The sequence below is a fragment of the Acetomicrobium sp. UBA5826 genome, from assembly GCF_002433005.1.
Taxonomy (GTDB): domain Bacteria; phylum Synergistota; class Synergistia; order Synergistales; family Acetomicrobiaceae; genus Acetomicrobium.
The window spans coordinates 1-13155 of record NZ_DJHF01000025.1; the positions used below are offsets into that span (position 1 = coordinate 1).

Consider the following 13155-nt stretch of genomic DNA (forward strand, 5'->3'; position numbering starts at 1 on the left):
GTAGGTCGCTGCCATGTGCCTGCTTTATTTTTGCCTCCACGGTGAGGCGAAAAAAGAAGATAAGAAGACGAGAAGGGCTCGTCTTCTTTTTTTGTGTTGAAGGATCTTCCTGTTAGAGGGAAATGTTTTTTAAGTTGTTTTGTGCTTTTACTATTGATGAAATTATGCCGCTCATGGCTTCAAAACGCTGTTGTGCCTGGGAGAGCACCTTCACAGATTCGCTCATCTGCACTGAACTGTCACGGAGTTCCTCCTCCGATTCGTATATAAAACTGGATAATTTTTCAAAAAAGGTTTTGTTCATGTTTAGAAATTCAAGAAAGTTATGAAGGGAATTTTGTAATACCTGAAACATTTGGCTTATCTTCATAATACTTTGCATGGACTCCTCAACTGACTGTGATATCTCGCCAATCCTTTTCGAAATTCCTTCTGAAGCATTTTTTGATTCCGATGCCAGTTTCTGTACTTCGCTTGCCACAACGGCAAAGCCACGACCGTGCTCTCCGGCACGCGCTGCCTCAATAGATGCATTGAGAGCAAGGAGGTTTGTCTGTTTTGCTATCCTCTGTATTTCTTTAGATATTTTCTCTATTTCTAAGAAAGAATTCAGCGTAGAATAGGTTGTATCGATCGTCGACTTTACTTCATCATCCATGGATTCGAGGTCAGTGCCGGATTTTTTTAGTTCTTCGATGAGATTTTCGTTAATATCTCGTATGTCGTTAACGTTTTTGTCGGCCTCCTCGCGTTTTAGAGCAAATTCTTCCACCATGTCTTTAAATTGGTTGCTCAAGGTGGAAAATTCGCTCGCAATGTTGATAAGTTCGTGCTTCGTCTCTTCTACGCGTCGCACTAACACTTCATCCATTTGGCTCATGAAGGAGTGCATAAGCATGAAACTAAAATGAGATGAAGACAAACTATTAATGACCTGGCGCTGTACCATAATATTTCACCTGCTTTTTATCGATATTTGGAGGATAGGGCTTTCTTTTTATTAGTGGAGTATATTTCGTCTATTATATCCACGCCACACTTGAGATTGCCCAACCATGCAAGGAATTTAGCAATCATTTCTCTGCCTTTTATAACCGATCCATGTTGCGGAGCAATGATATCTATGTATTTATCTTTAATCAGGTTTATCCAAGTTCTGCAAGCTTGATTTGAGGCCATATATCTGACATGAAAGCCTTTCATGTAATTAACGTGATTTTCGAAATTTTCTACTATGGGATATCTTTTGCCCGGAGGGAATACGGCGGCGCCGATATCGGCTGAAAAAAGCACTTTTGAAATTGGGTCGTATAAAGTGGCTTGCCCTGTAGAATGGAGGAAGTGGGCTGGTATAATCTCCATCCTGTGTCCGTTTCTCAACGTGAGTTCACCGCCACCATCGGGTATAGGTGATATAGTTGATTGATCGTAGACTCCGAAATGAGGCAAAAATCTCACCCATAGCCCTGGTATATGCACTTTTACCTTATTGTTCAACATAGAAAGCCAGAGAATGACACCCGATGACACGTCGGGGTCTTGGTGGGAGTAAAATACATGGGTTATTTTGTTGATGTTTACGATTTCAGATACGTTTGCTAAGACGCGAGGGAATACGTGAGCACCTCCCGGATCCATCAAAATTACTTCATCTCCGCTTAACAGCATATATTGATTGGTTTGAACCGACCCCTCGTCTTCAATTTCTTCCCATCCCAACATATAGAATTGAACCCTACCGTCATCGTATAACTTAATAGAGTTTACTGACGACATTTACTGACCTCCTCCTTATTGAGAATATTATAAATATCGAAATATTATGATACACTTTTTGTGGGAAATTTGTAATTATTTTTGCCTGATATGATCCGGAGGGGCTAAAAATAGGAGGCGATCTCTACTATGGATGTTTTGCTTTTCGGATGCGGAAGGGTTGGGAGAGCGTTCTGTGAACTATTGTGCATGAAAAAGGATATACTAAGAGGAGCCTCGATTTCCCTTGTGGGGGTCGCCACTAAAAGTCGCGGATGTATTTACAATTCTCAAGGGATCGACGTTGACGACATGCTTCGTTGGGAGTCGTTAACCGGAAGAATAGACGCCCTGAGTCGCGGAGGCTGCTCAGTTATACAGGACTCCAATGAAATGCTGGAAAATATCGATTACGACGTTTTAGTTGAGTGCACACCCTCTGATTTTGATCTTGGAGAACCGGCTCGGAGCATTATAATTAAAGCTATTCAAAAGGGCAAACACGTAATTACAGCAAATACGGCAGCGATGAGCCTGTATTTCGATGAAATCATGGACGAAGCTCTTGAGAGGGGCGTTAAAATACTTTACGAAGCTACCGTTCTCTCTGGAACCCCTCTTTTTTCTTTGGTGCACGACGGTTTACCTGGATGTCGGATAAAAAGGTTCGAGGGAATATTAAACGGTACATGTAATTATATTTTAAGCATAATGGAAATGGGTTGTTCTTTTGATGAAGCTCTCCTGGAAACGCAAAGAAGAGGTCTTTCAGAGCAAAATCCTTGGGTTGATATAGATGGATTGGAGGCCGCGGCAAAGACAGTGATCGTCGCTAAGAGCCTCGTGGGTTTGAATGTAGGGATTAGTCAGGTTCACGTTAAGGGTATAAGGAATGTAACTACTCAAGCCATAGAAGATGCCAAAAGAAGAGGCGGCAAACTAAAGCTACTTTCTAGAGTCGAGGTAAATGCTGGTGATTTCGATATTACGGTGAACCCTGAAATTTTGTCGATGAGCCACCCTTTAGCTTATCTGGAGGGATTTTCTGTGGGGGCACTGCTTTTGACCGATATGATAGGTGAAATATGCGTTAGCGGGTCGGGGTCTGGCCCAAAAGAGACATCTTATTCGCTTTTGAGAGACCTATTATTGTTGAAAGGCAGGTGAATTTCTCTGTGTCTTTCAAGGTTGCCGTAATTTCCGATACCCATGGTAGCATTAAAGCGTGGAGGCTTGCCAAGAAAATCTGTAAAGACGTAAATTTAATCGTACATCTCGGCGATGTGCTATATCATGGCCCTCGAAACCCTCTTCCAGATGGGTATGCCCCTAAAGAGTTGGCAGAAGAGATAAACTCTTCTGATGTTCCCGTCATTATAATTAAGGGCAATTGCGATGCGGATATAGATGAAGCCATGATAAAGTGGCCTGTATCCTATCCCTATTGTGTCTTATGGTTGGACGGCAAACTCGTCTTCGCTCATCACGGAACATTTTTTGAAAGGTATAAAGGTTTGGCGCTTGACTTTAAGGCCGATTTGGTGCTTACTGGGCATACTCATATTAGTTCTGTTATCTGCGAGGGAAAAACTGTTTTTCTAAATCCGGGATCTGCAAGTTTACCAAAAGGTGGCGAACCTCCATCATTGGCCATAGTGGATGAGAAGGGAATCCGCCTTTTGTCTTTGAAGGGTGATTTGTTGTGTTTTGAACCTTGGAGATTGACGTAAGGGGGAGATATCAATGACGGTTAAGGAAGAAATATCAACGAAAAAAGAGGGTTATCAAGATACCAAAGGTATTGACGAGATGACGTTACTAGTGTTCGATTTGTTCGGCGAACATTATGCTATAGAGGTTTCTAAGATCAGGGAAATAGTTCGCATACCCGAGAGTATAACTAGAGTTCCTAATGCGCCTCAATACGTTTGCGGGGTTATCAATCTAAGGGGTACGGTTATCCCGGTCATGGATGTTGCCGTCAAGATGGGTCGAAAGGAAGTTGAGCGGAAGAACGAATCAAGGATAGTTGTTATCGAAGAGGAAGATATCATGTTCGGTATTATGGTTGACTCCGTGCGAGAGGTAAGATCGGTGATTCTCGATCAAATAGAGAGTGCTGACTCCATCGATTCTGCAATATCAAAGGAATATTTGGAGGGTATCGTTAGAACTAAGGAAGGGGATTTGATTGTTCTTTTGGACGTTGCTTCTGTTTTTGAAATAAAAAATTTCTTAGAATGAGAAACCGATGTTGGTAGATTTACATGTTCACTCGACTGCATCTGATGGCACATTGTCGCCGTCGGATTTGGTTATAAGGGCAAAGAAAAGGGCCATTTCTCTATTGTCTTTGACGGATCACGATACGACAGACGGTCTGCAAGAGTTCGAGGAGTCCTGCAGGAAGCATAATTTGCCGGGTTTACCCGGTATTGAGTTATCTGCCGAGTATTATGACGACGTTCATATTTTAGGATATGGCATGGCTTATACTTCTCCTGAATTCCAGGAGAAGTTGACAGCCTTGAGGAAATTGAGGGACGAGAGAAATGGGGAGATGTGTGCAAAGCTTAAAACGCTAGGATATGACATATCTATTGAGGAAGTCATAAGGGAATCCGAAGGGGATGTAATTGCAAGACCACATATAGCCAGGGCTCTTATGAAGAAGGGGTATGTTTCAAGCCTTAGGGAGGCCTTCGATAGACTTATTGGCAAAGGAGCGTTGGCTTATGTGCCCAGGAAAACGTTGAGTCCTGAGGAATGTATAGCTTTAATCCAAAACGCAGGAGGGATATCGGTATTGGCTCATCCCGGGGAGATTTACCTGGATTCCGAATCCTTCGACATTTTGTTAAGAAAGCTTAAAGATGCGGGGCTTTGGGGATTGGAATGTTATTCCAGCCATCACAGTGCCGACGAAATATTTGGTTTTCTAAAATTAGCGGCCAAGTTCGGATTAAATCCTACGGCGGGAAGCGATTTTCATGGAGAGAACAGGCCCGATATCGAAATGGGAATTTATGTTCCGGAACATATTATTCCTGAAAAACTTACCTTTTTAGCATTGAAATTTAGCATTGAAAAAACTCGATAATTCTGGCGGGGTGAGTATAAACGTTCATTCTTCCTTCGCGTATAAAACCGATTAATGTAGCTCCGTATTTTTGGGCCAGGTCTATCGCCTCGCATGTGGTGGCAGAAATACCTCCTATTATTGGTATTCTGGCGATCAATATCTTTCTTACCAATTCATGCATTAGTCTGCCTGAAAACAATAACATGTATTCTTCTCTTTCTATTCCTTCAAGTATTGCTTTACCTATAGCCTTTTCTATTACATTATGCCTTGATATATCTTCCAATAGAAAATATTTGTAACCCTTATGGTGCATTAAAATGGCTACGTGGAATGCTCCTGTCTTTCTATAAAGGGGAGCTTCTTGTAGAAGCGCAATACCACCATATATCGCATCTGCGCTTACTGTCCAATTTACATCTATATATTCGAGTACATTATTTTGACAGGATGAAGAAGGTTTCAATTCGACCTTTACAATTGCCTTATCTTCGTTTTCAATATGCTCTATATTGTCATGACTTTTAATCACGCCATGAAAGAATAAGTGACCTACGGCCAATTCTTTTGTATCATTCAGCGTCGCCCTAAGGGATGTGTAGTAAGATCTGTTTACGTAAATTGCGACATCTTTTTCGTGAGCGACCTGATCCACTTTCCGAGAACAGGTTCTTTCTTTAGCGGAAAATCTAAAATACTTCATATCGCTAAACAAGTTTAATCCCTCCGCAAGTTGTGTCGTTATTCAATGATGAAGACAATTATGCCGATAGCATGTATTATAATTAATATTTGTCGTAGATTTTATCTCCTATATTGTGACTTGTGCCAATTTTAAAAAACTTACATGTTTTATGAAAGGGGAATATATGATGTCTACCATCGACCTGAGGAGTGATACCGTAACAAAGCCTACAGATGAAATGAGAAAAGCCATGGCTGAAGCAAAAGTCGGGGATGACGTTTATGGTGAAGATCCGACGGTAATTGAATTAGAACAACTTGCTGCTGAGATTACTGGTCACGAAGCGGCGCTCTTTGTTTGTTCCGGAACTATGGGAAATTTGGTCTCCCTCCTTACGCATTGTAATCGAGGCGAGGGAGTCATCCTGGGGTTTAAAAGTCATATTTATAACAACGAAGGCGGGGGATTGTCGGCGATGGGAGGCCTTGTCCCTCTTTGCGTGAACGATGATCAAGGTATTCCTGACCATAATGAAATATTATCTTACTGCAGAGAAGAAAATGTGCATTATGCCCCTGCCAAATTGCTATGCTTGGAGAACACGCACAATGCCTGTGGCGGCATTGCAATTTCTCCTGATAGATTTTCGTCGGTGGTAGATTTAGCAAGGAGCAAGGGTCTTTTGGTACATCTAGATGGTGCCAGAATATTCAATGCTGCAATAGCTTGGGGAGTTGAACCGAAAACCTATACGAAAATTGTTGATTCCGTCCAATTTTGTTTGTCGAAAGGATTAGGGGCTCCGATCGGCTCTCTCATATGTGGAAAAAGGGACTATATAAATAGAGCCAAGCACTGGCGAAAACGAGTGGGCGGAGGTTTACGCCAGGCTGGCGTTATCGCAGCTGCTGGCCTGGTAGCTTTAAACAATTATGCAGATTTGAAGTATGACCACGAAAAGGCCAACGTCCTTAAAGATATCTTGAAGAATGGCGGTGTAAAGGTCGTCGACGTTTCCAAACCGACCAATATGGTTTACTTCGATCTTAATGATGATGTAGATGTTATCCAGCTGGCAAATAGGTGCAAAAGAAAGGGCTTATTGTTCAATCCTACTTTTCCCAGGGTCAGGCTCGTAACTCATCGCGACGTAACCTTTGAAGATGTTGAGATGGCTGCCAAAATCATACTAGAGGAGTTGTCCAGATGAAAGAAAGTTTGCCCCAAAGGGAGCTTGTAGAGGGGATTGCTTATTGGGCAATGAAAAGGCTGCTCGACCAAAAGGACATTGCGGAGGCCGATATACTGTATAGGGCAAATGCCTCCTGTTCTATATCTTTCATGGACGGCAGGCTGGAGGAAAAGGTTAAGGGCCAGAACCTTTCTATGGGCGTGAGAGTAATCGATGCCGAAGGGCGACAGGGGGTTGCCTGTTCTAATCATCTGTCCAAAGATGCCGTAAACAGGGTAATCGAATGGGCACTTTTTAATTGCAAGAACAACGATCCGAATCCCCACATCGGTTTGAATTTAGAGATTTTAGATTTTACCGAGGACCACGACCTTTTTGATCCACTTGTAATTGACGGCATGAGCTTCAGCAGAGGAGAGAAGATATGTCCTATCGTTACCGATGAAGTACGTGGATTGGACAAAAGGGTATCGTCAATCAGGGAGGTTTTTTACGGTGAAGGTTACGAAGAAACCCTTTACCTTTCCAGTGTGGGGGCTATGGAGTGGCAGGATGAGAGCGTCGTAAGGCTTGACGTAGCGTTGATAATGGAAGATGGCGATAAAATAGAGATGGGCGGTTTTGGTGAAGAACAACGTTATCTGAGCGATTTAAAATACTCTGATATAGCCAAAAATGCCGTGCACAGAACCTCCATGACGCTGGGTGGCAAACCTCTGAAGACTGGTAAGTATACTCTCTTCCTGGACAGTTTAACGGCAGCATCTCTGGTTTCTATGTTGGAAGATTCCTTTTTGGCAGATAATGTCCATAAAGGTAAATCTTGGCTTTCAGATAAAAGGGGACGTATGATAGCTCCGAGTCACATTAGCTTAGTGGATGACGCAACCATAAAAAGAGGTATGGGCAGTTATGTCTTCGATGGCGAAGGCGTTGCTGCCCAAAGGACGACATTGCTCTCCGAGGGAGTAGTGACAAGTTTTTTATACAATTTGGAACATGCGAGAATCGATGGAGTTTCCTCGACGGGCAATTGCGTTCGAAGTCCTGCCTCTATACCATATGTGGGTGCATCTAATCTCTTCATAACTCCGGGAATCGGCAAAGCAGGGGATCTTTATGGAGATTTAAACACTGGGATTTACGTGACGGAGTTGATAGGGCTTCACACTTTTGATCCTGTTTCGGGAGACTTGTCTTTGGGAATAAAAGGGGCTTATATTAGAAACGGATCAATAGATGGGCCCCTTTCTGGGATGACCGTGGCCGGTAATATTTACGATATTTTAAATCGGATAGTTACAGTTGGAGAGGATCTGAAATTTTATGGCAGTGTTGGGTCTCCATCGTTGGTGATCGATGATGTGTCGACCGCGGGCGATTAAAAGATATAAGCATTGGGGTTTTTTAACATATTTTTTCGTAATATTTTACTGTTTGGCCTTGGCTACAATTGGATATGCCGGGGAAAAATGGATTTTGTGGCATGGGATTGAGAACGTGGGATATGTACCGGTGATAAATGATGATGGCCATGATCTGGTTCCAATTGACGTAGTCGCCAGTATCTTGAGTTTCAAGATAAGTTTTGACGATAAGACCTTTTTGGCCCGAAATAACGGCAGTTCATTAGAGTTAGTTAAAGGGGCATCTATGGCAAAAAGCAATGGTCATAATATTATTCCCCTTCCCTTTATGCCTTTATACAAAGAAGGGCATTGGTGGTTGGAAGCAAATACTGTGCTGAAATTATTGAAGCCTCTGGTGGGCGATGACAAAGAACTAAAATGGGCTGGTAAGTCAGAGGAGGACAAGGACCAGAGTGCTGCCGTTATCCCTATTCCTGGAAAGGATGCAAACGTGCCTTCGAAAAATGTCATTAAAGAAAACAATAACACCTTAATATCGCGGGGCAAAGTTAAAGGATTTCGCTGGGGGCAATGGGAGGATAGAGTGAGGTTGGTTGTCGATTTATCCTCTGAGGCATCGCCCTTCGTCGATAGAAGTTCCTCTAACAAGCTGACTCTTCGATTTGAAGGATTTATCCTCGATCAGGGTTACGGAAATGATATTAAAAGCGGAGATTTTCCCGAGATTGCCATTGAGCAAAAAGGCGGTGCGGTGGTCATTGACATTTTTTATAAATCTGACAGAATTTCTTACTTTAGTCTTCCTTCTCCACCCAGATACGTAGTGGATTTCTTCGGTTACGGGACAAAGAGGGGTGAGAGTCCGTCTCTTAAAGTTTCGGGAAATCCTTCTTTGGCTCCCACTTCGCAAGAGGGCGTTGAAGTATACGCGCCAAATAAAAAAGCGAAGTTTCCTGTAGTAGTCATAGATGCAGGTCATGGGGGTAAGGATCCTGGTGCCGTTGCAAACGGCTATAAAGAAAAAGATATAAACCTGAAAGTTGCAGAGGGTCTTGCAAATGTGCTTAATAAACGGGGCATTAGCGCTCGCCTCACTCGTTCGCGCGATATATACCTTCGATTGGACGAAAGAACGAAGTTGGCAAACGATTGGGATGGGGATTTGTTTGTAAGTTTACATTGCAATGCCCTGCCTGCAGGCAGAACTGCTAAGGGAATCGAAATTTATATAATGGCCTTGCCTAGCGACGAGGATGCCATGAAACTAGCACTTATAGAAAACAAGGAATTGGGAGAAGGGGTTACGGATGCTAACAGTATAGCCGATAAGCGTACGAAACTTTTGTTACAGATATTAGGAGATATGGAGCAAAATGTAAAGATAGAGCAGAGCCTATCCTTTGCCGAAGTTTTATTTAAGGTGGGCAAAAATTCCGGTTTAAATATGCGTAGAGTAGCCCAGGCGCCCTTTTTTGTTTTAAGAGGAGCGACAATGCCGGCAGTATTAGTTGAAATGGGTTTTTTGACGGATAAATCGGAAGCCGCCTTGTTGGCTAATCCCAATTATCAAAAAAGGCTTGCTGAAAGTTTAGCTGATGGTATAGAGTCGTATTTACGCAATATGTGAGGTTTAGGAGGGTCGTTTTTCATGGATAACAGTGAACTGCCGCGAAGACGAGACAGAGAACAAAAAAAAGTTCCCCAAAAAGCTCCCTTACCATATAGAATAATCGCATGGACATGTCTTATCATGATTTTGTTCGGTTTGGGTTACTATGGTTCGGGACTAATTGTCAGAATATTTGGCAAGGAATTGAACGTTCAACAAACTATTTCCATGGAACAACAGGCACAAAAATTCGATGAAGTTAATGACTTCGGGACCCATATAGCCGAAGTAACGCTTTTTCTGCCGGATAACGGCTCTCTAAGCGTGGTCGGTCATAGGATAGTTCCGAGCATTCCCGAAGAAAATGTCACCTCCAGTGTTGAAAAGTGGCTGTCACTGATGGCGGCCAAGGGCCTTGTCGATGGGAACAGTCGCGTCCTTCATGTCTTTCGCAATGGAGAAATTCTTTATTTAGACATGAACGCCCCCTTTTACTCATCTTTGCAAAAGCTCGACAGAGAGAGAGCATTGCTTTTTATGACAGCCTTACTTCGGACTGTCATAGATAACTTCGATCCAATCAAAGAAGTAAAATTTTTGATCGAGGGTAAAGATGCCGCAATGACAGATCCTGTGGATCTTTCCGTTACATGGCGATTGGCGCCCAAATTTTGATTATAAGTTTTTATGACGTCCTTTGTCTCTGGGGGATTGCTCTTTGGTCAATAATAAAGTAGTATTTGCAAGCAAAAACAAAGGCAAATATAACGAAATGGTCGTTTTGTTCGGTGAAGCGCCTGTAGAATTGGTATTTGCCCCCGATTTAATGGACATTGATGTTGAGGAGTACGGTAATTCCTATTCGGAAAATGCTCTTCTCAAGGCTTCAGTTTGGGCCAAAGCTCTAGGCATGCCGGCCTTGGCCGATGACAGCGGATTAGAAGTAGATGCACTTGGGAAACGTCCTGGAGTTTATTCTTCACGAGTGGCAGAAGATGATGAATCCAGAATTGCATGGGTCTTAAATAATATGGTTGGCATGAAAGAGAGGAAGGCGCGGTTTGTCGCTTCTCTGGCGTTAGTTTTGCCCAGAATGAACCAGGTATGGTTGGTGTCGGGTTTCTGTTATGGACAAATAGCCATTTCTGGGCGAGGTGCAGAGGGATTCGGTTACGATCCTATATTTATTCCAAAGGGTTACTATAAAACATTCGCGGAACTGGGGCAGGGGATTAAAAATCGCGTCTCTCACAGGTCTGTTGCCGTTAAAGCCCTTTGTGATATGCTTAATGCTCGAAGTGTGTTAAAATAGCTATTTGAATGGCTTTTGCGCTATAAAAATCGTTGTGATAGGCTCAAAGGTCTTAGCTTGTGACAGTAACGTTATGTATTTATAAAGCAAAATATCATAAAAAACATAGTTAAGGCATAGGGGGCACTGAAGATGTTTTTGTTCGTATCTCTTTTGCAAATATTGATAGCTGTTGCACTGATAGGAATTGTAATGTTACAGCGAAGAAAACAGAGCGGTTTTGCTGGCGTATTTGGTGGTGGCACTCAGGCTGATATGTCAGGCGGGCAGTGGCAGCGTCTTTCCGGTTTAAGCAAAGTAACAGTTCTATTACTTGCTTCGTTTATGGTCACCTCCCTCATATTGGTCATGATGAGTGCAAGGTGAAGGATATGAAGAATATAGAATTTTTCGAAGATGTAAGCGCTTTGCAGTTGGGCTCAAGGCCTTTCTACAGCGCCAATCACGATGAAATTATGGCGGGATATACGACCGACGTTTATTTTGTCAAAACAAGGGATCTTCTGCGAGAAAACGGCACCTTGGATGTACCGGTGGTTGCCGAGATTTTTTCAAAAGAAACAGGCGTTTTTGCCGGTCTATCTGAGGTTTTGTCTTTGTTACGGGGTAAGGGCGTAGAAGTTTATTCTTTAGATGAGGGAATGTCTTTTTCTCCTAAGGAAGTAGTGTGTAGAATTCACGGTCTCTACAGTGCATTTGGAATGTACGAAACAGTGATTTTGGGATTTTTAGCAGCATCGAGCGGGTGGGCAACCGCTGCTAGGGAATGCGTTAGAGCAGCAAATGGAAGACCTGTATTATGTTTTGGAGCTCGTCATGTTCATCCGGCAGTTGCCCCTGTTATGGAGAGGGTTGCCTTAGATGCCGGAGGTTGCGCAGGCGCGAGTTGTATATTGGGAGCAAAGATGGCCAAGGCAGAACCGCAGGGAACGATACCTCATGCTGCCGTGTTGATAGTGGGAGATACAGTAAAAACCGCGTTATTATACAATAGTATATTGCCTGAACGAGAATCAAGGATTATTTTGGTCGATACTTTTAAAGACGAAGCCGAAGAATCGCTCTTGGTTGCGCGAGCATTAAAGAAAGATCTTCACGGCGTACGTTTGGATACTCCCGGAGAGCGCGGAGGGGTATCGCCTGCTCTGGTACGAGAGGTTCGGTGGAGATTGGACGTCGAGGGATTTAACCATGTCAAAATTGTCGTTTCCGGTGGCCTTAATCCTGAAAGGATTAAGTTACTTTTGCATGCAGGCGCTGATGTATTTGGAGTTGGAAGTTATATAGCTCATGGAACTCCGAGAGATATGACGATGGATCTCAAGATGATCGACGGAAAACCCATCGCAAAAAGGGGCAGATTGCCCGGCATAGAGCATAATCCTAGGCTTAGGAGATTTTTGTAAGGAAACAAAGGTCATGTTTAACCCGTCTCCGTCTGAAATTGATGGAGAATGTAAGGTCCGATTGTGGTGTATTTCTTGACATAAGGGGCTAAGGTTGGATAGAATAACTCCGCTGTCGAGAACTCATCGTTTGTGGAAACTTAACGCTTTGTGTTTGTTGTATAGTTAAAGTATCGTCAGCATAAGCCGAATAAAATATATTATCAATCGTAGAGGTTTTTTACTGCGAGGAAAGTTGAAGGAGGAACTTCATATGCAAGGATACAAGACTTTTATGACAAAGCCGAAAGAGGTGGAACAACAGCGTAAATGGTATGTTGTAGACGCTACCGATATGCCTTTGGGAAGACTCGCGGCATGCATAGCTCCCATATTAATGGGAAAGCATAAGCCGAATTATACTCCTCATGTAGATACAGGGGATTTTGTAATTGTCGTTAACGCCGCCAATGTAAAATTGACCGGCAAAAAAGGCATCCAATCAGTTGTATATAGTTATAGCGGGTATAAGGGAGGGCTTAAATCTACGCCCTACAATGTGCTTCTGGAGAAAAAACCCGAGCGTCTTGTAGAGAGGGTCGTTAAGGGGATGTTGCCTCGTAATAAACTAAAATATCATAGGAAGCTGAAAGTATATGCCGGTCCCGATCACCCTCACGAAGCGCAGAAACCAGAAGCTTTGGATATTTAAGTTTCTGTTTTGTTAATGTATTTTTTTTAAAAGTTTTTATTAAAAAGGAGGAA

15 protein-coding genes are annotated in these 13155 nt (G+C 42.8%); 12 read left to right on the forward strand and 3 right to left on the reverse strand.

Annotated features, from left to right (window positions below; translation table 11 throughout):
- Positions 1-112 precede the first annotated feature (112 nt).
- Positions 113-949 carry a methyl-accepting chemotaxis protein gene (locus tag B3N34_RS08690; protein ID WP_286976952.1) on the reverse strand — a complete coding sequence of 279 codons (837 nt, stop codon included), beginning with the start codon at positions 947-949 and terminating at the stop codon, positions 113-115.
- A gap of 17 nt (positions 950-966) precedes the next feature.
- Positions 967-1776 carry an MBL fold metallo-hydrolase gene (locus B3N34_RS08695; protein ID WP_286976954.1) on the reverse strand — a complete coding sequence of 270 codons (810 nt, stop codon included), beginning with the start codon at positions 1774-1776 and terminating at the stop codon, positions 967-969.
- Positions 1777-1905: 129 nt separating this feature from the next.
- Between B3N34_RS08695 and B3N34_RS08700 the strand changes: the two genes are divergently transcribed.
- The 4 genes from B3N34_RS08700 to B3N34_RS08715 are packed head-to-tail and all read left to right on the forward strand — an operon-like array spanning position 1906 to position 4855.
- Positions 1906-2922 (forward strand): homoserine dehydrogenase, encoded by a 1017-nt coding sequence (locus B3N34_RS08700; protein WP_286976956.1) that lies wholly within the window; start codon positions 1906-1908, stop codon positions 2920-2922.
- 8 nt (positions 2923-2930) lie between these two features.
- Positions 2931-3485 carry a phosphodiesterase gene (yfcE, locus tag B3N34_RS08705; RefSeq protein ID WP_286976959.1) on the forward strand — a complete coding sequence of 185 codons (555 nt, stop codon included), beginning with the start codon at positions 2931-2933 and terminating at the stop codon, positions 3483-3485.
- A gap of 13 nt (positions 3486-3498) precedes the next feature.
- The gene (locus B3N34_RS08710) at positions 3499-3999 is read left to right on the forward strand and encodes a chemotaxis protein CheW (protein ID WP_286976960.1); all 501 of its coding nucleotides are present in this window, start codon (positions 3499-3501) and stop codon (positions 3997-3999) included.
- Positions 4000-4006: 7 nt separating this feature from the next.
- Positions 4007-4855: a PHP domain-containing protein gene (locus tag B3N34_RS08715; RefSeq protein ID WP_286976962.1), complete on the forward strand. Its 849-nt coding sequence runs from the start codon at positions 4007-4009 to the stop codon at positions 4853-4855.
- Here B3N34_RS08715 and fdhD read toward each other — a convergent pair.
- Positions 4833-5552: a formate dehydrogenase accessory sulfurtransferase FdhD gene (fdhD, locus tag B3N34_RS08720; protein ID WP_286976964.1), complete on the reverse strand. Its 720-nt coding sequence runs from the start codon at positions 5550-5552 to the stop codon at positions 4833-4835. The genes B3N34_RS08715 and fdhD overlap by 23 nt on opposite strands.
- Before the next feature lie 157 nt (positions 5553-5709).
- Here fdhD and ltaE point away from each other — a divergent pair, with 157 nt between their 5' ends.
- The 8 genes from ltaE (at position 5710) to rplM (ending at position 13102) form a co-directional block, all read left to right on the forward strand.
- Positions 5710-6732: a low-specificity L-threonine aldolase gene (gene ltaE, locus B3N34_RS08725; RefSeq protein WP_286976967.1), complete on the forward strand. Its 1023-nt coding sequence runs from the start codon at positions 5710-5712 to the stop codon at positions 6730-6732.
- A complete protein-coding gene (locus B3N34_RS08730; protein WP_286976969.1) occupies positions 6729-8099 on the forward strand; it encodes a TldD/PmbA family protein in 1371 nt (456 codons plus the stop codon). The genes ltaE and B3N34_RS08730 overlap by 4 nt, the downstream gene beginning before the upstream one ends.
- A gap of 130 nt (positions 8100-8229) precedes the next feature.
- Positions 8230-9711 (forward strand): N-acetylmuramoyl-L-alanine amidase family protein, encoded by a 1482-nt coding sequence (locus tag B3N34_RS08735; RefSeq protein WP_286976971.1) that lies wholly within the window; start codon positions 8230-8232, stop codon positions 9709-9711.
- A 21-nt stretch (positions 9712-9732) separates the two neighbouring features.
- Positions 9733-10368 carry a GerMN domain-containing protein gene (locus B3N34_RS08740; RefSeq protein WP_286976973.1) on the forward strand — a complete coding sequence of 212 codons (636 nt, stop codon included), beginning with the start codon at positions 9733-9735 and terminating at the stop codon, positions 10366-10368.
- A gap of 43 nt (positions 10369-10411) precedes the next feature.
- On the forward strand, positions 10412-11005 hold the full coding sequence (gene rdgB / locus B3N34_RS08745; protein ID WP_286976975.1) for an RdgB/HAM1 family non-canonical purine NTP pyrophosphatase: 594 nt from the start codon (positions 10412-10414) through the stop codon (positions 11003-11005).
- A gap of 132 nt (positions 11006-11137) precedes the next feature.
- Positions 11138-11371 carry a preprotein translocase subunit SecG gene (gene secG / locus B3N34_RS08750; protein ID WP_009200242.1) on the forward strand — a complete coding sequence of 78 codons (234 nt, stop codon included), beginning with the start codon at positions 11138-11140 and terminating at the stop codon, positions 11369-11371.
- Positions 11372-11376: 5 nt separating this feature from the next.
- Positions 11377-12411: a nicotinate phosphoribosyltransferase gene (locus B3N34_RS08755; protein ID WP_286976977.1), complete on the forward strand. Its 1035-nt coding sequence runs from the start codon at positions 11377-11379 to the stop codon at positions 12409-12411.
- 253 nt (positions 12412-12664) lie between these two features.
- Complete coding sequence (rplM, locus tag B3N34_RS08760) at positions 12665-13102, forward strand: 50S ribosomal protein L13 (RefSeq protein WP_286976980.1); 438 nt, start codon at positions 12665-12667, stop codon at positions 13100-13102.
- Positions 13103-13155 lie beyond the last annotated feature (53 nt).

Excerpts from the sequence above, each read along its gene's own strand:
- B3N34_RS08690 (WP_286976952.1), bottom strand. The coding sequence starts at position 949 with ATGGTACAGCGCCAGGTCATTAATAGTTTGTCTTCATCTCATTTTAGT.
- B3N34_RS08695 (WP_286976954.1), bottom strand. The coding sequence starts at position 1,776 with ATGTCGTCAGTAAACTCTATTAAGTTATACGATGACGGTAGGGTTCAA.
- B3N34_RS08700 (WP_286976956.1), top strand. The coding sequence starts at position 1,906 with ATGGATGTTTTGCTTTTCGGATGCGGAAGGGTTGGGAGAGCGTTCTGT.
- B3N34_RS08710 (WP_286976960.1), top strand. The coding sequence starts at position 3,499 with ATGACGGTTAAGGAAGAAATATCAACGAAAAAAGAGGGTTATCAAGAT.
- B3N34_RS08715 (WP_286976962.1), top strand. The coding sequence starts at position 4,007 with ATGTTGGTAGATTTACATGTTCACTCGACTGCATCTGATGGCACATTG.
- ltaE (WP_286976967.1), top strand. The coding sequence starts at position 5,710 with ATGTCTACCATCGACCTGAGGAGTGATACCGTAACAAAGCCTACAGAT.
- B3N34_RS08730 (WP_286976969.1), top strand. The coding sequence starts at position 6,729 with ATGAAAGAAAGTTTGCCCCAAAGGGAGCTTGTAGAGGGGATTGCTTAT.
- B3N34_RS08740 (WP_286976973.1), top strand. The coding sequence starts at position 9,733 with ATGGATAACAGTGAACTGCCGCGAAGACGAGACAGAGAACAAAAAAAA.
- secG (WP_009200242.1), top strand. The coding sequence starts at position 11,138 with ATGTTTTTGTTCGTATCTCTTTTGCAAATATTGATAGCTGTTGCACTG.
- B3N34_RS08755 (WP_286976977.1), top strand. The coding sequence starts at position 11,377 with ATGAAGAATATAGAATTTTTCGAAGATGTAAGCGCTTTGCAGTTGGGC.
- rplM (WP_286976980.1), top strand. The coding sequence starts at position 12,665 with ATGCAAGGATACAAGACTTTTATGACAAAGCCGAAAGAGGTGGAACAA.